The following is a 24,102-nucleotide window of genomic DNA, read 5'->3' on the forward strand; positions in this document are numbered from 1 at the left end:
CGGGTGCCGCCACCATGGCCCCGGTCCGAGAACACGGCGGCCACCGGACGATGGGACCTGGCGTGTACGACGGGAGGACGGGCTCGACGAGCCCCTTCGAACAGACCGTCTACCTCCTGTCGACGGCCGGCAGGGCGGTCGACCGGCTGCTGGCCGACCGGCTCGACGCGAGGGGAATGGGCCCGGCCCATCAGGCGCTGCTGTCCGCACTCGCCCAGCTGGGGCCGCACGGGCGCCGCGACCTCACCGAGCACGCCGCCGCAACCGCAACCGCAACCGCCGCAACCGGGGCCGACTCCGCCCAGGCACTGGACGACCTCCTGTCGGCAGGCCTGGTGCACTCCATGGTCGTCCAGATCGGCGGGCGGCAGGAGGTGCTGACGATCACCCCGGCCGGGCAGGCAGCGCTGGACGTGCTGCACGACGACGCATCCGCCGTCCAAGGCGACCTGCTCGGCTCGTTGACGAAGGGCCAGCGCGCCGAACTCAACTCCCTGCTGCGGCGGGTGTGCACGGCGGCCGCCCGCGGCGCGGGACGCCGCACGCCCTCGCCCTCGCCCTCGGGCCCCGGCTGGGTGCTCACCGGCGGACAGCGCCGACGGTGGATCTCCGAGTAGGAGTCAGCGGACGCCGGCGGGCTGCTGCGCGGTGAGCGGTGCGGGGCGGGGGCCCGCGAGAGGCAGGACGTGGTCGGCGTGGCCGGTGACGAGGGGGAGGTCATGGCTCACGAGGACCACCGCCAGGCCCCGGCTGGTGCGCAGGTCGTCGAGGAGGTCCATGAGTGCGGCAGCGGTGTCGGTGTCGAGGGCGGAGGTGACCTCGTCGCAGAGCAGGACGTCGGGTTCGGCGGCCAGGGCGCGGGCGAGGGAGACGCGCTGGCGTTGGCCGCCGGAGAGTTCGTGGGGGTGGCGGGTCGCGTAGTGCGGGGGCAGGCCGACGGCGGTGAGCAGTTCGGCGACGCGCTCCTCGCACCGGGCGGCGGGAAGACCGAAGTGCAGCTTCAGCGGCCGGGTGAGGGTGGCACCGACGGTGTGGGCCGGGTTGAGGGCGCCGAGGGGGTTCTGGGGGACGAGCTGGATGCGGCGGCGCTGGTCGCGGCTGCGGCGCCGGTAGGACGGGGCCAGGTGTTCGCCGTGGAGGATGACGCTGCCGGACTCGGGCCGGTGAAGGCCGGCCAGGGTGCGCAGCAGCGTGCTCTTGCCGCATCCGGACGGGCCGGTGATCCCGGTCAGCGTGCCGGGCATCAGGGCGAGGTCGACGGCGGCGAAGACGCGGTGACGGGTGCGGACCGTGCCGATGCCGGCGCTGAGCGCCTTCACCTCCACGACGGGCGACATGCTGGAGGCGGCCCTGGTACGAACGCGTGCGGCCTGCACGGCCGTTGCCGGCACAACCCCGGCCACAACCCCGGCCACAGCCCCAGCCACAGCCCCAGCCACAGCCCCAGCCGCAACCCCAACCGCAGCCGGGGCCGCAGCAAGGCGGTCGGGCCACAGGGCCAGAACGTCGTCGGCGCAGCGGGCGACGAAGTCGGGGTCGTGGCTGGTGAGGGCGATGGCGAGGCCGTCGGAGTCGGCGATCTCGCGCAGCAGGTCGGCGATGTCGTCGCGCAGGGCCGGGTCGAGGCCGGCGGTGGGTTCGTCGAGGAGGAGGATCTCGGGCCGTCGGGCGAGGGCGCGGGCAAGCGCGACACGCCGCTGCTGACCGCCGGACAGGCCCGCGGGGCGGCGGTGTTCGAGGCGCTCACCGACCGGCAGGCGGACGGCGCGCAGCAGGTCGGGTACGGAGGTTCGGCGGCGGTCGGCGGCCGTCTCGGTCAGGAGGCGGTCGACGCGCATGCGCGGGTTGAGGTCTGAGCCCGGGTCCTGGCCGACGAAGGCGAGCTTGTGGCGGCGAAGGCGGCGCAGGTCCTCGGGCGGGAGGGCGAGGATGTCGTGGCCGAGGACGTCGAGGGTGCCGGTGGTGACGCGGGCGCCTGGTGGGAGGGCTCCGGCGAGGGCGCGCAGGAGGGTGGTCTTGCCGGCGCCGGAGGGGCCGGTGACGGCGGTGACCCGGCCCGGGGTGAGGGTGAGGGTGGCGTCGGTGAGCAGGGACGTGTCCGCGAGGGTGATGGACAGGCCCGTGGCGCGGGCGGCGGGGGCGGTGGTGCTCACAGCGGGGTCTCCGGGGTCGGCCGGGCGGGGGCGAGGGCTTCGGCGGCGAGGTTGACGCTGATGGCGAGCAGCCCGATGGCCAGGCACGGCGCGCCGACCGCCCAGGGGTTGAGGGTGATCCCGGCGGCGTTCTCGCGGATCATCAACGCCCAGTCGGCTTCCGGGGGTTGGGGGCCGAGCTGGAGGAAGGCGGCGACCGAGACGATGTAGACGCCTTCGACGAAGCGCAGGCCGAACAGGGCGAGGAGGGTGGAGCGCAGGTTGGGCAGGACCTCGCGGACCGTCAGGTGCCACAGGCGTTCGCCGCCGACGGCCGCGGCCTCGACGTAGCCGGTGGCGGCGATGGGGGCGGCTGCCGCGGCGACGATGCGCACGGCGTAGGGAATGCCCAGGAGGGTGGCGGCGGCTGCGACGGCCAGGCGTCCCCCGGCGGGCCAGGCCAGGGCGATGAGCATGATGGCGAGGACGGAGGGCAGGAGGATCGTCAGGTCGGCGGCGCGTTCGATCCACCGGCCGAGCCGGGGCCGCAGGACGGCGAGGATGCCGAGGACGGTGGCCGCCGCCGTGACGACCAGGGCGATGGCCACGGCCGTGGCGATCAGGGGTGCGCCGCCGGTCAGCAGACGGCTGAGGACGTCGCGGCCGAGCTGGTCACCGCCGAGCGGCGCGTCGCCGCCGGCTTCGGCGTAGGGGAAGGTGACGGGGGTGTCGATGGGGTGAGGGGCGAGGAGCGGTCCGGCGAGGGCGAGGAGGACGAGCAGGAGCGCGGGGACGGCGCGGACGAGCACGTGCCTCCTTCGCCGGGTGGCGGGCGCGGGGGCCGCTGCGGTCGGGGCATCGGCGGTCATCGGCGCTCCTCTCCGAGGGCGGTGGTGCGGACGAGGTCGGCCAGCAGCAGGAGCAGGCTGATGGCGGCGCCGGCCGCGGCCACGACTCCGGCGACGAGCGGGGTGTCACGGTCGGCGATGGCCCCGGCCAGGACGGCGCCGATGCCGGGGTAGTTGAAGAGGGTCTCGACGACGACGGTGCCGCCCAGCAGCATGCCGGCGGAGGTCGCGATGCCGACGGCGATGGCGGACAGGGCGCCGGGGAGCATGTGGTGGCTGAGGATGCGTCGGCGCGCGAGGCCGTCGAGGACGGCGGCCTGGACGTGCGGCAGCGCGGCCTGGTCGGCGAGCGCGCCGCGCACGATGCGGGTGTTCCAGCCGATCTGGGGGACGGCCAGCGAGAGCACCGGCAGGACGAGCATGGTCCAGGACTCGGGGGCTCCGTCGGGGCCGGTGAGGGTGACGGCGGGCAGCCAGCCGGTCCACTGGGACAGCAGGAGCAGGAGGGCGACGGAGACGACGAACTCCGGGAGGGCGAACGCGGCGGTGGAGGCGGCGTCGATGGCGCGGTCGGCGCGTCCGCCGGGGCGCAGGGCGGCCCGGCTCCCGAGCGCGAGGGCGCCGATGGTGCTCAGGGCGAGGGCGAGGGTGCCCAGGAGCAGGGTGTTGGGGAAGGGGCCGGCGAGGATGTCGGTGACGTGCTGGCCGCGCGCGGTGACGCCGAGGTCGCCGGTGGGCAGGCCGGTCATCCAGTCCCAGAAGCGTTCGGCCACCGGGCGGTCGAGCCCGAGGGCGCTGCGGCGGGCGGCGAGGTCGGCGGCGGTGACCCCGCGCTCGGCGGTCGCGCCGGCGGCGTCGCCCGGGAGCAGCTCGACGGCGGCGAAGACGCCGGCGAGCAGGACGACGAGCAGGGCCAGGCGCCGGGCCGCCTGCCGGGCGACCCGGCCCGCACCGGGGAGGATGCGGGCCGGGGTGCCCTGCGGCGCGCGGGCGCCGGCCGGCTGGAGCGTGGTCAACGCGCCAGCCAGGTCTTGTCGAGCTGGACGCGGCCGTAGCCGGGAAGCCTGGGCAGGTCGCGCACGGCGGCTCCGGCGAGGTCGATGCCGTCGGCCATGCCCCACAGCAGGTAGCCGGACTCGGCGAACTCGATCTCCTGGAGCCGGTGCAGCAGTTTGTCGCGCGCGGCGGCGTCGGCGGTGCCCATGGCCGTGCGGTAGGCCTCGTCGAACGCGGGGTCCTTGAAGGCGGACTCGTTCTGGCCGGCGTCGGAGAGCATCGTCTTGGAGGCGAAGAAGACGACCGAGTCGTTGGTGCCCCAGTACGTCGTGTAGAGCGGCGCCTTGAGCCAGGTGGCGTCCCAGAAGACCTTGGAGTCCTGCTTCACGACGTTGATCTTCACCCCGGCCTCGCGGACCTGGGTGGCGAACAGGGTCGCGGACTCGGCGAGGCCGGAGACGTCCTCGGTGGTGATCAGGTCGTAGGTCCGGGAGGTGTCGAACCCGGCGTCGGAGAGCAGCTGCTTGGCCTTGGCGAGGTCGCGCCCCCGCTGCGGTATGTCCTTGGCGAAGGCCGGGTCGCCGGTGCCGAGGATGTCGTTGGCGACGCTGCCGTAGCCGGAGAGGACCTGCTTGACCATGGCGTCGCGGTCGACCGCCAGCTTCAGGGCCTCGCGCACCCGTGCGTCGGCGAACGGGCCGTCGGCGGTGCGCATGACGACGGGCATCGCCATGTCGTTGGGGCGGCGCAGGATCTGGACGTCCTTGCGGGCCTCGGCGGTGCGGGCGGCGACGGCGCCGACGTTGGAGGCGAGGTCGATCTGCCCGGCGAGCAGGGCGTTGGCCATGGCCTGCGGGCTCTCGAACAGGCGCACCTCGACGGCGTCGAGCAGCACCTTGCCGCCGTACCAGTTGTCGTTGCGCACCAGCCGGGCGTTGCCGTCGCGGTACCAGTCGAGCTTGAACGGGCCGGTGCCGGGGGCGCCGGCGATCGCGTCGTCCTTGGTGTCCTTCTTCAGGACGAAGGTGGTCAGACGGGTCAGCAGCGGCAGATCCGCGTTGGGGTAGTCGGAGACCAGGACGACGGTCTTCGCGTCCTCGGCCCTGATGCCCTCGGGCTGGATGCCGGGCAGCCGGCTCTTGCCCGCCGGGGTGTTGCGCAGGCGCTGCAGCGACCAGACCACGTCGGCGGCGGTGACCGGGGTGCCGTCGTGGAACGTCGCGCCGTCGGCGATCGTGAAGCGCCAGGTCTTCAGGTCCTCCGACGGCTTCCAGGAGGCCAGGCGCGGGACGGTGTTGGCGGTGGATCCGGGAACGGCCAGCGTGTCGTAGAGCAGACTGATGATCAGGTAGTCGCTCTCGTTGGCCTGCGTGCCGTGCGGGTCACGGGTGATCGCAGAGGCCTTGCCGAGAGCGCCGACCTTCAGCGTCCCCCCGGCGCGGGGCTGCGAGGACACCGTGCCTGCGGACGCGGCGTCCTTGGATCCGCCCGCGCCACTACCGCAGGCGGCGAGCGCACCGGCCGCCCCGATACCGGCACCGGCCCACAGCAGCTCTCGTCTGGTGACGCCCACGTTCGTTCCTCGATTCGGGTTGAGCTCGATTTGCTTAGGCTTACCTACCCTAAGTTTGAGACGGGTCGCAAGCCGCCCGACGGAGCGCACCGGCCCACCGGGCGTGCGCCCCCCTGCCGCAAACAGCAATCCGAGCAGCGGAGTTGCCCCCGCGCGGCGCATGCGCCGCCACCCCGAACTGAGACTACGTAAATGTAGACATCCGATCGGGTAAGGCTTGCCTTACCTCGAAGTCGTTGTTACGTTTCCTGTCGTCCGGCCGTCCGAGCCGACCCGGACCCCACGCCTCACGCGCTGCTCCCGCCCGCCGTCCCGCACCGGCGCGGTGATGCCGCGTGCCCGCAACACCTCTCCCCACCCCTGCCCACGGAAGGCCCCGCCGTGCCCACCTGCCCTGCCCCGGTACGCCGTCTCGACACCGCCGCCACCGCGGAACTGACCGCCACCGCCGCCAAGCTGCTGGACTTCCACGGCTCCGCCACCAGCCCCCGCCTGCTGGCCGACCTGCCCGTGATGTGCGCCCAGCTCAGCCGCGAACTCCGGCACGCGCTGCGGCCCGTGGACACCGCCGACGGCCTGTTCGTACTGCGCGGACTGCACCCGGACGACGCGGAGCTGGGCCCGACACCCGGCCACTGGTCGACCGTCGGGGACGCGGGCGCGCTGTGGGACGTCGTGCTGCTGCTCGTCTCCACGCTGATGGGGACCCCGATCGCCTGGGACGGCCAGCAGGAAGGCCGGTTCGTACACAACATCGTCCCCTCGCCCGGCCACGAGAGCGAGCAGACCGGCGCCTCCAGCTCCGCCCTGCTCACCCCGCACACCGAGGACGCCTTCCACCCCGGCCGCGCCCACCTGCTCCTGCTGTGCTGCATGCGCAACCACGACAACATCGCCACCACCGCGGCCAGCATCCGCCTCACCGACCTCGCCGACGAGGACGTCGCCCAGCTCAAGCGTCCGATCGTGCCGATCCTGCCCGACGACGCCTACGAGCAGGCCCGGCAGTTCGCCGGCCGACCCGCACCGGTGCCCACCCTCTTCGCGGCACCCGAGGGCCTGACCATGCGCTTCGACCCCGCCTACACGCCGGTCGAGGACGCCGACGAGACCTGGCGCGCGGCCTACCGGCGCCTGGAGGACGAACTCGCCCGCGTCTCGATGGCGGTGAGCCTGGAGCCGGGCGACGTGCTGGTCGTCGACAACGACATCGTCGTCCACGGCCGCGTCCCCTTCCGGGCGCGCTACGACGGCACCGACCGCTGGCTCAAGCGCGCCTCCGTACGCGTCGAGGGCCGCCCCACCCGCCCGGTCGCCGAACACGACGAACACGGCTACGGCCAGGCCGCGCTCACCGCCCTCACCACCTGAACTGCCTTCCTGCCATACCGACTTACCGCCTTCCAGATGCCGCCTCACCCATCCGAAAGGGCACCCCCGTGGACCGGGACGACACCACCCTGCGCGTACTCTCCACCAGCGACCTCGCCGGCCTGGACATCACCCTGACCGACGTCGTCGACACCGTCGAACAGGCCTACCGCACCCTGGCCGCGGGCCAGTCCGACAACCCGCGCAAACTCACCGTCAAGCCCGCCGACGGACACTCCGTCTCCTACGCCATGCTCGGCCGCGACGGGGCGCGCAACGTCGTCGCCATCAAGACCTCGTACAAGCACGGCCTCGACAAGGGCCGCGAGGAGCAGCACTACTACACGACGCTGACCGTCTACGACGACGTCACCGGCCTACCGGTCGCCATGATGGACTGCTCGCGCATCGGCTCGCTCCGCACACCGGCCGTCTCCGCCCTGCTGGCCCGCGAGTGCGCCTCCCCCGACGCCTCCACGGCACTGGTGATCGGCACGGGCACGCAGGGCCGCCTCGCGCTGCCGTTCCTGCTCACCACCCTGCCCAAGCTGGAGCGACTGCTGCTGGCCGGCACCCACCCCGACGGCATAGCCGCCGTCCGCCAGGAGCTGGAACGCCACTTCCCCGGCCGTGAGCTGGAGTTGGTCACCGACCTCGAGCGCGCCGCGCACGACGCGGACGTCATCGTCGCCACCGCCGGCGCTCACACCTCCGCCGCCGTCGAGGCCGACTGGCTGAAGCCCGGCGCGACCGCGATCCTCGTCGGCCACGGCCTCGCCCCGTCCACGCTGCACCGAGCCGACCGCGTGATCGCCACCAGCGAGGCCCAGATGCGCGTCACCGGCACCGACATGGCCGACGCCGACGGCAACCTGCCCGCCGTCGACCTGGAGCTGCCCGCCGCCATCTCCGGCGCCTCCCAGGCTCGTACCGCACCCGGCCAGCGGATCTTCGCCTACAACAGCGGCCTGGTCGTCACCGACATCGCGCTGGGCCACCGCTTCGCCCAGCTCGCCGCCGACCAGAACCTCGGCACCGAGGTCGCGCTGTGGCGCTGACCCTTCCCGCCCACCCCGATCCCCTCCACGACAGGATCGCGGCCGGAGACCTCCTGCACGACCTCTCCCACGCCTTCGGCGGACCGTTCCACTTCGTGCTGCCCGAACGCTTCGACGCCAACCTCGCAGCCTTCCGGGCCGCGCTCGACGAGGCGGACGTGGAGGGCACGGTGTACTTCGCGAAGAAGGCCAACAAGGCCGCCGCGTTCGTCGAACGCTGCGCCCGTGCGGGAGTCGGCGTGGACGTCGCCAGCCACGGCGAGCTGCGCGAAGCCCTCGGCCACGGTGTGCGCGGCGAGGACCTCGTCGTCACCGGGCCCGCCAAAGCCGAACCGCTGCTGCGCGTCGCGGCCCTCCAAGGCGCACTGATAGCCGTCGACTCCCTCGACGAACTGAGCCGCGTCCTGCACCTGGACGTCCCCCGACCCGTCCGCATCCTGCTACGCCGCTTCCCGCCCACCCGAACCGGGAGCCGCTTCGGCCTCACCGACGACCAGCTCGACACCGCGCTGCTGCGCTGCGCCGCGGCGAAGGAGCGGGTCCGGATGGAGGGCTTCAGCTTCCACCTGTCCGGCTACGACGTGCAGCCCCGCACCGACCTCGCCGGAGAACTCGTCGAACTCTGCCTCAAGGCACGGCTCCTGGGGCTGCAGGCCGACCGGATCAGCATCGGCGGCGGCTTCGCCGTCGACTACGTGCCCGCCGAGGCCTGGCACACCTTCCTCGCCGAACAGGGCCCCGACGACTACCACGCCCGCAAGTCCTTCAGCACGGACGACTTCTACCCCTACCACTCGCCCGTCGCCGGAGCCGACGCCCTGCGGGCCATCCTCGCCGCCCGCCCCCACGGCACGGGTGACCCGCTGGCCGGGCGGCTGCGGGAGGCGGGCGTGATGCTGCTGCTGGAACCCGGACGCGCCCTGCTGGCCGGGGCCGGATCCTCGGTGTTCGCCGTCCAGGGCGTCAAGGACCGCCCCGGGTACGGGATCGTCACCGTCGACGGCAGCAGTCTGAGCCTGTCCGAGCAGTGGTTCAACAGCGAGTACCTGCCCGACCCCCTGCTCCTCACCCCGCACCCCGACCAGGACGCCGCGGAGTACCGGGCGTGCGTGGGCGGGGCCAGCTGCCTCGACTCCGACCTGCTCACCTGGCGCAAGATCGCCTTCCCCCGCCGCCCCCGGGTCGGCGACCTGCTCGTCTACCCCAACACCGCCGGCTACCAGATGGACTCGAACGAGTCCCCCTTCCACGACCTCCCCCTGCCGGCCAAGGTCGTCATCCACCACGAGAACGGCCGGCTGCGCTGGCGTCTCGACCGCCGCCCGGCCCTGTGACCCGACACCGCACCGCTCCCGAGAAAGCGCTCCTCGCCATGACCGACGCCCTCCACCGCCCCCCGGTGGTCACCCGGATGACCGACCTCATCGGCTGCACCCCGCTGTTCGAGCTCGCCCGCGCCGACAACGGCGCCCGCCTCCTGCTGAAGCTGGAGATGTTCAACCCCACCGGCAGCGCCAAGATCCGCATGGCCCGGCAGATGGTCCTCGACGCCGAGGAGCGCGGCCTGCTGCGCGAGGGCGGCCACATCATCGAGTCCACCTCCGGCAACACCGGTCTCGGGCTGGCCGTCGTCGCCGCCGAGCGCGGCCACCGCTTCACCGCCGTCGTCGACAACCACGCCGCCGCCGACAAGCTGCGCGGCATGAAGGCGATGGGCACCGAGCTCGTGTACGTCGACGCCGACACCGACGGTGAGGAGCTCCACACCGCCGCCCGTGAGGAACTGGCCGAGGAGATGGCCCGCGGCAAGGACAACACGTTCTTCACCGAGCAGCACAACAACCCCAGCAACGCGGTGGGTTACTTCGCGGTCGGCCGGGAGATCGCCCAGGCCCTCGACAACCGGGTCGACGTGCTGATCGGCGCGGTCGGCACCGGCGGCGGCCTGTGCGGCACCGCCCGCGAGCTCAGGAAGTACGTGCCCGGTGTCTCGGTCGTCGGTGTCGAGCCGAAGGGCTCCATCGCCTTCGGCCCGCCCGCCCACGACTACCACCAGTCCGGCACCGGCACCCCCGAAGGCGCCACCATCGGCCTGCTCGTCGACTACGACCTCATCGACGAGGGCGTCAAGGTCGGCGACGTCGAGGCCTTCGCCACCGCCCGCGTCGTCGCCCGCCGCACCGGCCTGCTCATCGGCGGCTCCGCCGGCGGCGTCGTCCACGACGCCCTGGCCCGCCTGACGGCCCTTCCGCCGGACGCCGTCATGGTCGCGTTCATCAACGACGGCGGCGAGAAGTACATGGATACCGTCTTCAACGACGACTGGATGACCGCCCGCAACCTCATCGACGAGGCCGTCGAGGCCGAGATCGACGAGTCCCTCGCCAAACTCCGCAGGCCCTGACATCCAGAGACGTGACATTGAGAGACTGACACCCACCATGCAGCAGCTGACCACCCTGGCGCGCGACAGCCGCGCCCTCACCGCCCTCGCCGTCCCGCTCGCCCTCACCCAGCTCGCCCAGGTCGCCCTCACCACCACCGACACGATCATGATGGGCGTCCTGGGCACCGAGGCGCTGGCCGCCGGCGGCCTCGCCCTGGTGATCTTCAACCAGCTCCGCACCATGGGCGTCGGGCTGGTCACCTCCGTCGGCAACCAGGTGGCAGCGGCAGCGGCCCGCGCCGAGCGCGGCGCCGAGGAGACCGGTGCCAAGGAGACCGGTGCCAAGGAGACCGGGGCCAAGGAGACCGGAGCCGCCAGCGAACCGGCCACCGGCGCCGACCACGAGGTCCGGGGCCTGGTGCGGGCCGCGATGGCCGTCGCCACCCTCGCCGGCCTGGCCGGCGCCGTCCTGATGGTCCTCATCGGCCAGGCCGCCACCTGGCTCGGCCAGGACGCCACCGTCGCCCACCGCGCCCAGGGCATGCTCGCCGCCCTCGCCCCCGGCCTCGTGCCCTGCCTCTGGTTCCAGGCCGTCCGCCAGTTCACCGTCGGCATGCGCCGCCCCCAGGCCCTGCTGCAGATCACCCTCGCCTCCGTCGCCGTCAACGCCGCCCTCAACTGGGCCTTCATCCACGGCACCTGGGGCCTGCCCCGGCTCGGCCTCACCGGCATCGGCGTCGCCACCAGCAGCGTCCACCTGCTGTCCTTCCTCGCCCTCTACGCCTCCGCCCGCCGCGACCCGCACCTCGCCCCCCTGCTCAGCCTCGACTTCTGGCGCGCCGATCCGGCAACCGTCCGCCGCCTGCTCGGCCTGGGCACCCCCATCGCGGCCACCTACGGCTCCGAGGCCGGGTTCTTCTCCGTCACCGCCCTGCTCGCCGGCAGCTTCGGCCCGGCGGCGCTCGCCGCCCACACCGCGGTCAACCAGCTCGTCTACATCGTCTTCCAGGTCGCCGTCGGCCTCTCCCACGCGGCCTCCATCAACGTCAGCCGCGAACTCGCCCTCGGCGAGCACGCGGCCGCCCGCCGGATCAAGAACACCGCACTCGCCTGCGGCGCCGTCGTCACCACCCTCGTCGGCATCGTCTACCTCACCGTCCCGGACCTCGTCCTGCGCCCCTACTTCGACCCGGACTCGCCCGCCGACCAGCAGGGCCTGACCATCGCGACCAGCCTCCTCGTCATGGTCGCCGTCCTGCAGCTCTTCGACTGCGCCCAGAACATCGGCGTCGGACTGCTCCGCGGCCTCGACGACACCAGGAGCGGCTTCCGCATCACCCTCATCGGCTACTGGGCCGTCGGCCTGCCCTGTGCCTGGCTCCTCGCCTACCCCCTCGGCGGCGAGATCCGCGGCCTCTGGTTCGGGCTGCTCATCGGCCTCGCCACCACCGCCGCCCTCCTCCTGCGCCGTTACAGCCGCGCCCTCACCGCAAAGGCCGCCGCGGCGCCCGACGCCGTCGCCGCCGGAGCCTGACCCGCCCGCCGGAGGTGCCGGGGCAGGACCCACCCCGCCCTCCGGCGGCACGTGCTGTTCCTTCGCGGGCCCCCACCCCTTGCCGGAACGTTCCGGCGTGGCTAGATTCTTCACCACGCCAGCAAAACTGACTGAACTTTCAGTTACATCGCAGGGCCGCGCCAGCACCAGAGAACAGAAGGAACACCCATGACCACGTCCACCACCACCGGCCGCACGGCCGCCGGAGGCCCCGCCTCCGGCACCTGTCGGACGCCCCGCCGGCAGACGAGGACGGTCCGCCCGTGACCTCGTACGCCGCCCTCACCTCCTTCGGCTCCCCGCTCGGCTCCCCCGGCCGCACCAGGCCGGCCGAACGCGCACCGCTGCGCGTCGGACTCGTGCAGATGCGCTGGTACGCCGACCCGGCCGAGCACGACGACCGGCTGCGCGAGGGCGTGGCACTCGCCGCCGAGCAGGGCGCGACGATGGTGTGCCTGCCCGAGCTGACCCGCAGCCCCTACTTCTGCAACACCGACGACCCGATGGGGGAGGGCGCCGCCCGCTACCTGGAGGACGTCGAAACCGGGCCCACCGCCCGCCTCGCCGCCGAACTCGCCGCGGAACTGGGCATCAGCGTCCACGCCTCCCTCTACGAGCGCGCCGAGGACGGCGGCCTCGGCTACAACACGGCCATCTGCGTGGACCGCGACGGCACCCTCGTCGCCCGGACGCGGAAGAACCACATCCCGGCCTTCCCCGGCTACCGCGAGGACCTGTGCTTCCGCCCCGGCGACAGCGAGTTCCCCGTCCTGACCCACCAGGGCGCCGCCTTCGGCTTCCCCACCTGCTGGGACGAGTGGTTCCCCGAGCTCGCCCGCGCCTACGCGCTCGGCGGCGCCGAGGTCCTCGTCCACCCCACCGCCATCGGCTCCGAGGTGGACCTCCCGGACTTCGACACCCGGCCCATGTGGGAGCACGCCATCAGCGCCAACGGCCTCGCCAACGCGCTGTTCATGATCGTGCCCAACCGGATCGGGACGGAGGGCCGGTCCACCTTCTACGGCTCGTCGTTCATCTCCGACCCGTACGGCCGGATCCTGCTCCGCGCCCCGCGCGACCGGCCCGCCGTCCTGGTCGCCGACCTCGACCTCGACCAGTGCCGGGACTGGCGGGAGTTCGGCCTCCTGCGCACCCGCCGCCCCGAGCTGTACGCCCCGCTGACCGCGGCGAGCCGCACCGACGCCTGACCGGACGCCCCGGCGCACCCACGCCGGGGCATCCCAGCGCCCCTTTCGCCCCGTCGGGCGCCGAATGCACACCGGGGCCGGCGCCAACTACCGTATCCAGTAACGCAGTTGACGCACCCGCCGCGCCGGCCTCAGCCGGTGGCCGTCGGAGTGGGCGAAGCCGCGCCGGTGGGCGGGGCCTGGCAGGGCAGGACGACCATCACACTCACACCCTGGCCGGGCTTCGACGCACCCGCCGAAACGGTGTAGCCGTCGGGCTCGTGGACGGCATCGAACTCCCAGGTGGGCGCGGTGGACTGAGCGTCCGAACCGGACGCCAACGAGGTGATCTTGAAGCCCTCGCCGGCGAGCTTCTCCCGCAGCGCCCGCAGCACCTCTGGGCGCTTGTCGTCCTCGGCCTTCAACAGGACCCCGGAGCTGAGCTGATAGGCCTCGCCCTCATCGGCCACACCCAACCCCCGCCCCTGGCACCTGTAGTAGCCGACGAGCTTGCTCCACGGATCGCGCTCAAGGCCCGTCAGCTCGCGCACGTGGTCCTGGACCCGATCCGTCCGGGCCAGCGCCTCCTCCCGGGACTCGACACGTGTGGGCACGCTCGGTGTTCCCGATCCTCCGCCCGGCGACCCCACGGACGAGCACGAGCCGAGCACCAGGGCGCCCGACACCATCAACACGGCCGCGCAGGCCGCCCGTCCGGCCGCCCCGGACGGCACGGCCGTCGATCTCTTGAACAAGTGCAGTACTCTCCCCCGCTGACAGGTGTGCGTTGTGCCATCCGGATGCTACGGCACCACCGGGGAGGCTCCGCAGGTGGCGCCGAAGCGTGACAGCTGACACCAAGGCGCGCGCGTACCGATGGACCCGAGAGACCCGGGGAGCCACCTGACGAGCACGATGAACCGGGCCACCACAGGTGGAACCCGGCCGGGCATGTGGGAACTACGGGAGACGTGTCGCCGTCCGGACGAGGTCGGCGACGGCCCTGGACCGGCTGTGCGGTGGCCAGGCGATCACCGTGGTGACTTTCGGCGCGTCCAGCACGGGCACGGCGGCGAGGCCACCGTGCAGTTGGACTCGGCACGACTCCGGCGAGACCGCGCAAGCCCGGCCGAGCGCGACGAGCTGCAACAACTGTGCGTGGTCGCGGACTTGGGGGCCAGGGCCGGGTGCGTAGGTGCCGTCCGGGTTGGGCCAGCGTGGCAGGGGCAGGCCCGGCAGCCCGGCGATGTCGGCCATGTGTACGTGGTCCCGGACGGTGAGCGGATGCCCGGCCGGCAGGACCGCCACCTGGCCCTCCGTGCTGAGCGCCTCGGCGTGCAGCCCGGCCGTCGAGTCGAACGGCCGGTGCAGCAGCGCCACGTCGGCCCGGCCCTCGCGCAGAAGTCGTCCCTGCTCGGCCGGGCCGCACAGGATGACGTCGACGGGGACCGAGCCGGGTTCGGCGGCGTACGCGTCGAGCAGTTCCGCCAGCAGTTCGCTGGACGCGCTGGCCTTCGTGACCAGGACCAGACCGGGGCCGCCGGTGGGGGAAGCGGCGGCGCGGCGGGTCCGACGCTCGGCGGCGTCGACCGCCTCCAGGGCCGCCCGGCCCTCGACCAGCAGCACCGAGCCGGCCTCGGTCAGCGTGACGGTGCGGCTGGTCCGATCCAGCAGCGCTGCCCCGAGCCGGCGTTCGAGCTGCTGGATCGCCCGTGACAGCGGCGGTTGCGCGATCCCGAGGCGCTGCGCGGCGCGCCCGAAGTGCAGCTCTTCGGCGACGGCGACGAAGTAGCGCAGTTCCCGGGTCTCCATCCGGCCACGGTACTCCGGATCAATACCCGGACGGTATCGGTGCCCACCCGATCGGTCTTGGACCCCAACCGGGGGCCGCGGGCAGCATGGCCCCATGAGCGAACGAACGACTGCGCTGGTCACCGGCGCGAACAAGGGAATCGGCTACGAGATCGCCGCGGGCCTGGGCGCCCTCGGCTGGAGCGTCGGCGTCGGCGCCCGCGACGACCAGCGCCGTGAGGCCGCGGTGGAGAGGCTGCGCGCGGCCGGCGTCGACGCGTTCGGCGTCCCGCTGGACGTGACCGACGACGCGAGCGCGACCGCCGCCGCCCGGCTGATCGAGGAACGGGCCGGGCGCCTCGACGTGCTCGTCAACAACGCCGGCATCGCCGGCGGCATGCCGCAGGAGCCCACCCGGGTCGACCCCGCCACCATCCGGACGGTCGTGGAGACCAACGTGATCGGCGTCATCCGCGTCACCAACGCGATGATGCCGCTGCTGCGCCGCTCCACCTCGCCGCGGATCGTGAACATGTCCAGCAGCGTCGGCTCCCTCACCCGGCAGTCAGGAGCCGCTGCCGAGCAGACGGCGGGTCCGGTGGCCGTGGCGTACGCGCCGTCGAAGACGTTCCTGAACGCCGTCACCCTCCAGTACGCCCGGGAGCTGAGCGGCACGAACATCCTGATCAACGCCGGCTGCCCCGGCTACGTCGCGACCGACCTCAACGGCTTCCACGGCGTGCGCACCCCCGAACAGGGCGCGGCGATCGCCATCAAACTCGCGACCCTGCCCGACGACGGCCCGACCGGCCAGTTCTTCGAGGACGCCGGCGTAGTGCCCTGGTGATGCGCACAACGACCGCCGCCCCGGCCGCCACTCCGGCGCCCGGGGATCCGCATCGCAAGGTCACCACACCCGCATGGTCTTGTCCTGTCCCGAGCGCCTGGTCACTGCGAAGGCGAACCGGTTGACAGAAGGCTGCCATGCCGGGCGTCGCGACCGGCGAAGAGCGGCTCAGCCGGGGCTTCCCGGGGCGAGGTGGCGACATCCTAGATCATCAAGTTGAGGTTCTGTCAGGTTCCGCGACTTCGACTCCGGATCCACCACCGGTTGTGCTTCCCTTCGTTCCGGACCGCCGAGTTCGGCGGCCCGGTTCTGCCCCGCGACACACACGATGGAGACGGAATGCCTGAGAACGAGACCGTAACTCGCGCCACCCTGCGCACGCTGACCCTGGACATAGAGGGCCGACCCTCCACCACGTGGCGCCTTGACGACCCGCAGGTGCTCGCCGATCTGAAGAAGACTCCGTTCGTCCTCGCCGAAGGTGCCCACTACAGGCTCAGTTACAGCTTCACGGTGAGCGGTGACATCGTGTCCGGCCTCAAGTACGTCTCCGCAGTCTTCCGCAAGGGTCTCAAGGTCTCCAAGGACCAGCAGATGCTCGGCTCATTCGGCCCGCAGGACAAGGAGCACACGGTGCGCCTTCCCCGGCACGGCTGGGAGGAGGCTCCGAGCGGGCGGCTGTCCCGCGGCAACTACACCGCCAAGTCAACCTTCGTGGACGACAACGGCACGACGCTCGGGGAGCTTGAGTACGCCTTCGACATCACCGAGAACTGGCCGGCCACCGAGTCGACCAGCTGACACACCTCCTCACTTCCTCTCCACGCCAAGGGCAGGCACTCGCCGTTGCCCTTGGCGTGGCCCCGCACCGCCTCGGTTTCCGGGCCCGTCCGACGCCGTGACGCGCTCCACCGAGCAGGAATTCTCGGCTGTCCGCGCTGAACACTCCGCCCACCTGCCGGTCGAGCGCCGGGCCCCGCAACCTGCCGGACACCGCCGGCCGCGTGGCCGGCCGCAGGTACGGCGAGGGCCAGGACCAGCCCCGCGAGCGCGGCAGCCGCCACGTTTCGAAAGCGCATGATTCCTCCAGGTATTGAGGGGTCGTCCGCACACCCCACCGCACCACGGCCCCGCAGGACGGCCGACACCCTGACGGCACGGCCGCACTTCCCCGACCGGGCCCTCCGCGCCGAAGCGCGACAGCCGACACCGAGATCGGCCGAACGGGTGGGCACCAGCGGCGCCGGAAGCCTTGTGCGTGCACGAAGGCAAATCGCCGTGCGTAACTGTGCGCGGGTCCAGCGGGCACACGGTCCGCCGTACGAGCCGATGGCCGCAGCCCTCCCCGTCCCGCCCCGCCCCCCGAACGGAGTCGCCCACCCATGCGCACCCCCGCTCTCGCCGCCCTCTCCCTGGCGCTCGCCCTACCCCTGACGGGGTTGGCCGCCACCGGCACCGCCGCCGCCCAGTCCTCCGCCTCCCGAGGGGTGCCGATCACGGAGTGCGCGGGCGTCCCCAAGGTCCGCGACGCCGGCGCCGAGGACTACCTCTGCACCCGGAAGGAACTCGGCCCGGTCACCCTGCCGACGGACTCCGTGGTGACCAAGCTGCTGGCGGGCTACGACCGGCTGGGCGGAGTGACGCCGGTACGCTTCCTGGACTGGTACCGGGACTGGAGGGGGTGGAAGTACCCGGACAACAACGGCTTCACCGACAACAACGGCACCCTCGACATGGCCGTACAGAGCATGACGGAGCACCAGAAGCTGGACCGCTTCGGGAACAGCGCCTACGGCTCGTTCCTCGCCCCCGGCGGCACGCCGTTCCCCCAGCGCGCCCTTCCGCCGGACTCCCTCAACGGAGGCGAGGACAACTACCACTGCTTCGAGGTGCAGAAGCCGTTCCAGGTCCAGCAGGGGCACATCGCGGGCGCGTTCTCCCAGCCGGGCAACGGACTCCAGCAGTGGCTCGACCCGGCCCTGAAGCCGGGCGACATCCCGGGCACGTACGACGTCGCCGCCCTCATCACCGCCGGGTACCTGACCGAACACGTCGCCGACAAGAACTTCTGTCTGGCGGACAACGACGCCGTCTGACCCCCACCCGGGCAGACCGCGCTGCGCACAGTCGGCAACCGACACCCGCCCCGCCCGGCAACGCGCCCGGCGGGGCCGGCGCAGCAGTCGGCACAGGTCTGTGACCTGCGGCGACACCGGGACGGTCCGGCCTTCGGCACTCCCGCTCGACGTGCGGGTTGAGCACCCTCCGCAGCACCTCCGCACCATGGCGCGGGAAAGTCCGGTGCATCGATGACTGCCGGCCCCTAGCATGCGTGGGTGAACCTTTCGCATCTCGGCGTGCCGATCGGGCCGATGATCCGTGTCCACGGCGGGTTCGCCAACCGGATGTACCGGCTCGACACCGACCAAGGGTCGTTCGCGGTGAAGGAGTTGAACCTCGTCGACCGCCGCTGGACCTATCGCGTCGAGGACGTGTTCAGGTTTGAGCGGGCGGCCTTCGCCGCCGGCATCCCGATACCGGAGCCGATCTCGGCCGGCCAGCACACGCTCGTGCACCGATGGGTCGAGGGAGAGAAGGTGCCGGAAGCACCGGTGTCGGCGGCGTACGCGTTCGAGATCGGTGAGATCCTCGCGCGCATCCACGCGCTCGACGTCGCGTGGACCCATGTGCCGATCGAGGAGCCGACGTCACGGGACTGGCCCGAGCTCGCCGCGCGGGCGGCGGCGACCGGACAACCGTGGGCCGACGAACTCGCCTCTCGCGTCGAGGCGTTCCTCGCGATCGCCCACTTCGTCGACACCTGCGAACGGCCGGGCCCCGTCGTGCTGACCCACAAGGACATCCACCCGTGGAACCTGCTCGCTCGGGAGGGTCGGCCGGTGGTGCTCGACTGGGAGCTCTCGGGAATGCTCGACCTGTCCGGTGAGCTCGGCTCGACCGCGCTGAGCCTCGCGAAGGGGCCTGGCTTCGACCACATCGAGCCCGCCGTCTTCCGCTCGGTCCTCGACGGCTATGTCGCGGGGGGCGGAGCGCTGCCGCCGTCAGGTCCGAGCTGGTTCGTGTTCATGATCGGCGGCTGGCTGGGGCACACGAGGTGGAACATCCTCCGGTGCCTCGCCGGTGTCGAGGCGAGCACCGGCCCTGACCTCGCGCTGTCGCACGAGTCCGTGCGCAACGGCTTGCGCGGCCTCCCCGACCTGTTCGGCCGACTTCCGGAGTTCGAGGCGCTGCTCGTCTGACAGTGGCCCGCACCTGTGCCCGGTATGCGGCGCAAGGCGCGCCGGACGGCGACACGGGCGGCGACACGGACGACCGAGCCCCCCGCTCACCTGTGAGCCAGATCACCGTTGAGGTTGACCTTGGGTCAGGGCTCAAGCTCCTCGCAACGGCACGACGCCGACCGGGCGTCACCGATGCGAAGGAGCACACCACCATGTCACTCCCCCTTTCCGGCCCTTCCGACCAGGACGAGAGCACCCTGCGGACCGTCGCTCTCGGCGCCCCCGGGCAGGACCGCCCGGAGCTGCAGAAGGCGATCGAGGAGATCGTCGACTCCGGTTTCACCGGGGTGTCGCTGCGCGTGCACGACGAGCGGGGCGCGTGGGTCGGCAGCGCCGGGGCGGCCGAACTGGGCGGGGCCGCGAAGCCGCCGACGGACGGGCACGTCCGGATCGGCAGCAATACCAAGACCTTCACCGCGACCCTGGTGCTGCAACTGGTGGCCGAGGGCAAGGTCGGGCTGGACACCCCGGCGGCGCACTACCTGCCCGAGTTCGGGCTGGACGGGCGGATCACGGTGCGGATGCTGCTGCAGCACACCAGCGGGGTGTTCAACCACACCGGCGAGGTCTACGCCGACGGGACGGTCGCGCCGGGCATCCCCATCCCCTACGGCACCACGGGCAGGGAGTGGATGGACAACCGGTTCAAGACCTACCGGCCGCAGGAGCTGGTACGGCTGGCGCTGTCCAGGCCGGCCCGGTTCGAGCCGGGGGCGGGCTGGAGCTACTCCAACACCAACTACGTGCTGGCCCGACTGCTGATCGAGAAGGTCACCGGCCGCCCGCTCGCCGAGGAGATGCAGCGGCTGATCCTGGAGCCGCTCGGGCTGTCGGGCACCGTGCTGCCGGGCGCCTCGCCCGAGATCCCCGAGCCGCACGCCCACGCCTACTACCGGTACGAGGACGCCGGCGAGCAGAGGACGATCGACATCACCCGCCAGAACCCCTCCTGGATCTCCAGCGGCGGCGACATGATCTCCACCACCCGGGACCTCCACACGTTCATCTCCGCACTGCTGGGCGGCAGGCTCCTGCCGGCCCCGCTGCTGGCGGAGATGTGCACCCCGCACCCGACGGGCATCCCGAACATGGACTACGGCCTGGGCGTGTTCGTGGTGACGACGGACGGCGGCGCCACCGTCGTCTCCCACAACGGCGCCGCCGTGGGCCACGCGGCGCTGATGTACAGCACGCCCGACGGCAGCAGGACCCTGACCGCCGCGCTGAACTGCGTGGACGACGCCGCCCTGTCCATCGGCGGGGCGTTCCAGCAGGCGATGCACAGGCTCGTCGACGAGGTGTTCTGCGGCGGGCCGGCCGATCCGTCCCGGCCGACGGACTGATGTGGTGTGCGTAGCCGCCGAGTTCGCGTACGAGGCAGGATTGGCGGATGAACGGAGTCACGATCGGGCAGGCGGCGGCATTCGTCGGCATCACGGTGAAGACGGTGCGGCACTACCACAAGCTCGGCCTGGCCGAGGAGCCGGAACGCGACAGCTCCGGATACCGGCGGTACGGATCGGCCGACCTGTTGCGGCTGGTGCAGATCCGGACGCTGGCCGCCGCCGGGGTGCCGCTGGCCGAGACCGGGCCCCTGCTCGACGCCGACGCCGCGCTGTTCACCGCCAAGCTCGCCGACGTCGAACGTCAACTCACCGAGCGGATCGAGGAGTTGACCGCGCGGCGCGACACGCTGCACCGGCTCGCCGACGGCGACCGGGCGCTGCTGCCCGACCGCGCCGTGGCACTGCTGGAGCGGATGGCCGGCCTCGGCTTCACCCCGGACGAGGCGGCGGCCACCAGGGAGGGCTGGGTGCTGGCCAGGGCCCTGGTCCCGGAAGGCTTCGACGACTACCTCACCCATGTCGAACACGCCCTGCTGGACAGCCGGTTCGTCGCCCTGCTCAAGCGCGGCGCCGAAGCCGCGACCTGGGAGCCGGACGACCCGCGCATCGCCGAACTCGCGACCGCCGCGGCCGACCACTTCCTCGCCAACCCCGCCCAGCTGAAGATCGTGACCGGCCTCCAAGCCCGCACCGAAGCCGCGACCCGGTACCAGCTGATCGCCCACCACGGCGAAGAACAGGGATCGGCCGAGGCCCGGCTGGTCGCACTGGTCGAGACCAGGCTCCGCTCCGCCAACGTCCGCATCCCCAGGCCGGACTCCCCCTGACCGAGACGGGACCGATCATTCGAGGAAGCCGCCCCGGCCTACGGGGCCGGGGCGGCTTGTGCGTTTGTCGGTGGCGCAGGTGTCGGGGGCTCAGGCGCCGTACTCGTAGCCGACCGTGACCCGGGTCGGGACGACCCAGAGGCCGAACTCGATCACGCCCTCGTCGTCCGACCAGCGATGCACCCCGCCCAGGACCGGGGACCCCACGCGAAGACCCAGGGCCGATGCCTCTCGGGCATCGCACTCCCGGGCATGCATGTCATCCCGGGCATGCGTGATCGTCCGGCCGGAAGCGTCGAGCACTTTCGCAGTGAGACCCGCGTTCTTGCCGGGCGCCGTCGAGAGCAGATCCGGCACCAGCGCTGCGAAGTGCGCCGGGTACCAGACGACCGCCAGCATGGTCCGGCTCCGGCCCCGGCCCGCGATGTACTCGCGCCTGACCAGCTGATCGCCGGGATCAAGGTTGAAGATGTCCTGCACGTACAACGGGGGCACCACCAGCTCGGCGGCCGTGACCCGGCTGGTTTCGCCCTCCATCAGGCTGGACCTGAGCCGCTGGACCGTGGTCAGCCGGTCCCGTCCCGTCGCGGTCGACGTCACCTCGTCCGCGACGAACGTGCCACGCGGACTCGTCCTGATGAGCCCTTCCACCATCAGCTGGTTCAAGGCCCTGCTGACGGTTGCCGCTGCGACGTTCCACCGCTGGCACATCTCCCTGTTGGTCGGGAGTTTCTCGCCTGGAACGAGTTCGCCGGTGAGTATCGCCTGCCGGTAGTGATCGGCGATCGCGGTGAACGTCTTGGAGCCGGCCATGCGCTACTCCTCGGTCGAGGTGATAGTCACTCAGGAGCACACTAGTGAACCGACGTTGAAGCCGACAGCACTTCTCCTCGCTCTACCTTCTGACCTAGGACACAGGTTGAGTGCTCTAGGGAGTTCGCAGTGGCGGTTCGCAAGAGGTCTCGCGCGTCAAGGACCTTACGGACTCAGGCATCGAGCGTTTCCAGATCTCCCGGACCGTCTTCAGGGCGGGGGGTCCGGCGGTTCACAGTGTCCTCGTCGGCGCTCTCGGGCGTTGCTTCATCGGGCTCCTTTCGCGGCCGAGTTCGGCCCGATCGCCGCCGACGCGCCAACCGGGGCATCGGGCGTCCGTGCAGCCGTCCCGATTCCGGGGGCGGTCGGAGGGCTCGAAGTTCAGCGCACCGGCTCGGGCCCCGGCGAGGGGGACGGGGCGCCCGCCCAGCGGTGCAGGGCGGCTTCGAGGGCGGCGGCGTCGGCGGCGGCCCCGGTGGCGGTGCTGGTGGTGTCGCAGGCCCAGGCGACCACTCCGTCCGGGCGGACGAGGACTCCGGTCGGTGTCGCGCTGTCGTCGGCCACAGCGGTCACAACGGTCACCCGCCCGGTCCAGTCCGAGGCGAGGCGGGTGAACGCGCCGTCCGCCGTGCGGTCGAGCAGCAGGAACCCGCCGCCGTGGCCGTGGTCGACCAGCCGGGAGCCGTCCCCCAGCCACAGGTCGGGGACGTACCGCCCGACCAGCGGGTGGTCGCCGGGCAGGTCGATGCGCTGCGTCACCCCGGAGATCTTCTTGACCGCGTGGGTCGCGCCCGCCCCGGTGCCCAGCAGGTCGGCGACGACCTCCCGGAGCGCGGCCGACTTGGCGTCACCGCGCATCACCCCGATCTGGGCCCGCGTCCAGTCCAGCACCCAGGCGCCGAGGGGGCGGCGCTCGGCGTCGTAGGTGTCGAGCAGCCCTTCGGGCGCCCACCCGGCGACCACGGCGCCGAGCTTCCAGCCGAGGTTCATCGCGTCGCCGACCCCGAGGTTGAGCCCCTGGCCGCCGAACGGCGAGTGCACGTGCGCGGCGTCGCCGGCCAGGAGCACCCGCCCCGAGCGGTAGGCCGCGGCCTGGCGGGCGTTGTCGCTCCAGTGGGTCGCGGGGCCGCGCAGCGCGGTGAGGGTGACGTCGGTGCCCGAGACCCGGCGCAGGCTGCTCTGCACCTCCTCAAGGGTGACCGGCGCGGAGCGGTCGGCGGGGCCGCCGTCGAACTCCACGGTGACCACCCGCCCGGGCTGCGGCCCGTAGCGGTAGGCGCCCCGGGTCGACCACGCCCATCCGTCCGCGAGCACCGTGGGGTCGGCGATGTCGACGACCGCCAGGTGTCCGGTGAGTTCGGGGTCGGTGCCGGGGAAGCCGATGCCCGCGAGGCGGCGCACGGTGCTGCGCCCGCCGTCGCACCCGACCAGCCATCCGGTGCGCACCGTGCCGGCGGTGGTGGTGACGAGCACGCCGTCGCCGGTGTCTTCGAGCGCGGTGACCTCCACCCCGCGACGCACCGCCACGCCCAGGCGCGCGGCCTGGCCGGCCAGCAGTGCCTCCAGCTCGCGCTGCGGCACCATCCGCGCTCCGTCGACGGCGGTGTGCGCGGCGAGGTCGGCGTCGGACCAGTCCACGAGGTCGGCGTCGAGGACCATCCCGGCGAAGTGCCCGGTGAAGCGGGGTGCGCGCGGCGGCCGGCCGCCGCCGGGCGGCTGGTCGACCGCGCGGGCGAACGACCCGACCCGTTCGAGCTGCTCCCGCTGCACCTGTTCGGCGGCCGGCAGCAGGCCGCGGCGGTCGAGCGCCTCGGCCGTCGGGACGTTGACCGCCCCCGCCTTCATCGACCGGTCCGGCTCGGCGAGCCGTTCGAGCACCTGCACCGTCGCCCCGGAGAGCGCCAGCTCGGCGGCGAGCACGAGGCCCACCGGCCCGGCGCCGACGACGGTCACGTCCACGTCCACGTCCCGCTGCACGTCCCGGCTCACGGCCTGGTTCGAATCCTGGTTCACATTCGTAGTCACGAACAGTGTTCTATAAACGAACGGCGTTCGTGTCAAGCTATGATG

General features: G+C 72.5%; 21 protein-coding genes. 13 read left to right on the forward strand and 8 right to left on the reverse strand.

Annotated features, from left to right (window positions below; all coding sequences use genetic code 11):
* Positions 1-62: 62 nt before the first annotated feature.
* Complete coding sequence (locus tag ACFWPI_RS06000) at positions 63-617, forward strand: MarR family winged helix-turn-helix transcriptional regulator (RefSeq protein WP_380368408.1); 555 nt, start codon at positions 63-65, stop codon at positions 615-617.
* A gap of 3 nt (positions 618-620) precedes the next feature.
* Here ACFWPI_RS06000 and ACFWPI_RS06005 read toward each other — a convergent pair whose 3' ends face one another.
* Genes ACFWPI_RS06005 through ACFWPI_RS06020 form a run of 4 tightly spaced genes read right to left on the reverse strand, consistent with a single transcriptional unit; the run spans position 621 to position 5,549 of the window.
* Positions 621-2,153, reverse strand: a complete 1,533-nt coding sequence (locus ACFWPI_RS06005) for an ABC transporter ATP-binding protein (RefSeq protein WP_380368411.1) — start codon at positions 2,151-2,153, stop codon at positions 621-623.
* Positions 2,150-3,001: an ABC transporter permease gene (locus tag ACFWPI_RS06010; RefSeq protein ID WP_063352237.1), complete on the reverse strand. Its 852-nt coding sequence runs from the start codon at positions 2,999-3,001 to the stop codon at positions 2,150-2,152. Before ACFWPI_RS06010 ends, ACFWPI_RS06005 begins: the two co-directional genes overlap by 4 nt.
* Positions 2,998-3,996, reverse strand: a complete 999-nt coding sequence (locus ACFWPI_RS06015) for an ABC transporter permease (RefSeq protein ID WP_380368415.1) — start codon at positions 3,994-3,996, stop codon at positions 2,998-3,000. Before ACFWPI_RS06015 ends, ACFWPI_RS06010 begins: the two co-directional genes overlap by 4 nt.
* Positions 3,993-5,549, reverse strand: a complete 1,557-nt coding sequence (locus ACFWPI_RS06020; RefSeq protein ID WP_380368418.1) for an ABC transporter substrate-binding protein — start codon at positions 5,547-5,549, stop codon at positions 3,993-3,995. Before ACFWPI_RS06020 ends, ACFWPI_RS06015 begins: the two co-directional genes overlap by 4 nt.
* A 381-nt stretch (positions 5,550-5,930) precedes the next feature.
* Between ACFWPI_RS06020 and ACFWPI_RS06025 the strand changes: the two genes are divergently transcribed.
* The 6 genes from ACFWPI_RS06025 (at position 5,931) to ACFWPI_RS06050 (ending at position 13,127) form a co-directional block, all read left to right on the forward strand.
* Positions 5,931-6,920, forward strand: a complete 990-nt coding sequence (locus ACFWPI_RS06025) for a TauD/TfdA family dioxygenase (protein ID WP_380368421.1) — start codon at positions 5,931-5,933, stop codon at positions 6,918-6,920.
* A gap of 68 nt (positions 6,921-6,988) precedes the next feature.
* Positions 6,989-7,978 (forward strand): ornithine cyclodeaminase family protein, encoded by a 990-nt coding sequence (locus tag ACFWPI_RS06030; RefSeq protein ID WP_380368424.1) that lies wholly within the window; start codon positions 6,989-6,991, stop codon positions 7,976-7,978.
* The gene (locus ACFWPI_RS06035) at positions 7,969-9,312 is read left to right on the forward strand and encodes a Y4yA family PLP-dependent enzyme (RefSeq protein ID WP_380368427.1); all 1,344 of its coding nucleotides are present in this window, start codon (positions 7,969-7,971) and stop codon (positions 9,310-9,312) included. The genes ACFWPI_RS06030 and ACFWPI_RS06035 overlap by 10 nt, the downstream gene beginning before the upstream one ends.
* A gap of 38 nt (positions 9,313-9,350) precedes the next feature.
* Positions 9,351-10,382 carry a cysteine synthase family protein gene (locus tag ACFWPI_RS06040; RefSeq protein ID WP_380368430.1) on the forward strand — a complete coding sequence of 344 codons (1,032 nt, stop codon included), beginning with the start codon at positions 9,351-9,353 and terminating at the stop codon, positions 10,380-10,382.
* A 37-nt stretch (positions 10,383-10,419) separates the two neighbouring features.
* On the forward strand, positions 10,420-11,898 hold the full coding sequence (locus ACFWPI_RS06045; RefSeq protein WP_380368433.1) for an MATE family efflux transporter: 1,479 nt from the start codon (positions 10,420-10,422) through the stop codon (positions 11,896-11,898).
* Between the two features lie 284 nt (positions 11,899-12,182).
* A complete protein-coding gene (locus tag ACFWPI_RS06050) occupies positions 12,183-13,127 on the forward strand; it encodes a nitrilase-related carbon-nitrogen hydrolase (protein WP_380368436.1) in 945 nt (314 codons plus the stop codon).
* A 131-nt stretch (positions 13,128-13,258) separates the two neighbouring features.
* Here ACFWPI_RS06050 and ACFWPI_RS06055 read toward each other — a convergent pair whose 3' ends face one another.
* Both ACFWPI_RS06055 and ACFWPI_RS06060 read right to left on the reverse strand, forming a co-directional pair.
* A complete protein-coding gene (locus tag ACFWPI_RS06055; RefSeq protein WP_380368439.1) occupies positions 13,259-13,720 on the reverse strand; it encodes a hypothetical protein in 462 nt (153 codons plus the stop codon).
* A gap of 346 nt (positions 13,721-14,066) precedes the next feature.
* The gene (locus ACFWPI_RS06060; protein ID WP_380368442.1) at positions 14,067-14,918 is read right to left on the reverse strand and encodes a LysR family transcriptional regulator; all 852 of its coding nucleotides are present in this window, start codon (positions 14,916-14,918) and stop codon (positions 14,067-14,069) included.
* A 94-nt stretch (positions 14,919-15,012) separates the two neighbouring features.
* On the opposite strand from ACFWPI_RS06060, the gene ACFWPI_RS06065 reads away from it, so the two are divergent.
* The 6 genes from ACFWPI_RS06065 to ACFWPI_RS06090 all read left to right on the forward strand — a co-directional run bounded on the left by ACFWPI_RS06065 (position 15,013) and on the right by ACFWPI_RS06090 (position 21,219).
* Complete coding sequence (locus ACFWPI_RS06065) at positions 15,013-15,744, forward strand: SDR family oxidoreductase (RefSeq protein WP_380368446.1); 732 nt, start codon at positions 15,013-15,015, stop codon at positions 15,742-15,744.
* A 339-nt stretch (positions 15,745-16,083) separates the two neighbouring features.
* Positions 16,084-16,545 (forward strand): hypothetical protein, encoded by a 462-nt coding sequence (locus ACFWPI_RS06070; RefSeq protein WP_380368449.1) that lies wholly within the window; start codon positions 16,084-16,086, stop codon positions 16,543-16,545.
* Positions 16,546-17,126: 581 nt separating this feature from the next.
* Positions 17,127-17,840: a TNT domain-containing protein gene (locus ACFWPI_RS06075; protein WP_380368452.1), complete on the forward strand. Its 714-nt coding sequence runs from the start codon at positions 17,127-17,129 to the stop codon at positions 17,838-17,840.
* Between the two features lie 261 nt (positions 17,841-18,101).
* Positions 18,102-19,004 (forward strand): phosphotransferase family protein, encoded by a 903-nt coding sequence (locus tag ACFWPI_RS06080; RefSeq protein WP_380368455.1) that lies wholly within the window; start codon positions 18,102-18,104, stop codon positions 19,002-19,004.
* 194 nt (positions 19,005-19,198) lie between these two features.
* Positions 19,199-20,389, forward strand: coding sequence for a serine hydrolase domain-containing protein (locus ACFWPI_RS06085; protein WP_380368458.1), 1,191 nt, complete (start codon positions 19,199-19,201; stop codon positions 20,387-20,389).
* Positions 20,390-20,436: 47 nt separating this feature from the next.
* Positions 20,437-21,219: a MerR family transcriptional regulator gene (locus ACFWPI_RS06090; RefSeq protein ID WP_380368461.1), complete on the forward strand. Its 783-nt coding sequence runs from the start codon at positions 20,437-20,439 to the stop codon at positions 21,217-21,219.
* A 90-nt stretch (positions 21,220-21,309) separates the two neighbouring features.
* Here the strand turns inward: ACFWPI_RS06090 and ACFWPI_RS06095 are convergent, their stop codons facing one another.
* Both ACFWPI_RS06095 and ACFWPI_RS06100 read right to left on the reverse strand, forming a co-directional pair.
* Positions 21,310-22,032 (reverse strand): GntR family transcriptional regulator, encoded by a 723-nt coding sequence (locus ACFWPI_RS06095; protein WP_063352252.1) that lies wholly within the window; start codon positions 22,030-22,032, stop codon positions 21,310-21,312.
* Positions 22,033-22,413: 381 nt separating this feature from the next.
* Complete coding sequence (locus tag ACFWPI_RS06100; protein ID WP_380368717.1) at positions 22,414-24,009, reverse strand: FAD-dependent monooxygenase; 1,596 nt, start codon at positions 24,007-24,009, stop codon at positions 22,414-22,416.
* Positions 24,010-24,102 lie beyond the last annotated feature (93 nt).

The sequence above is a fragment of the Kitasatospora sp. NPDC058492 genome (genome assembly GCF_042720685.1).
Taxonomy (GTDB): domain Bacteria; phylum Actinomycetota; class Actinomycetes; order Streptomycetales; family Streptomycetaceae; genus Kitasatospora.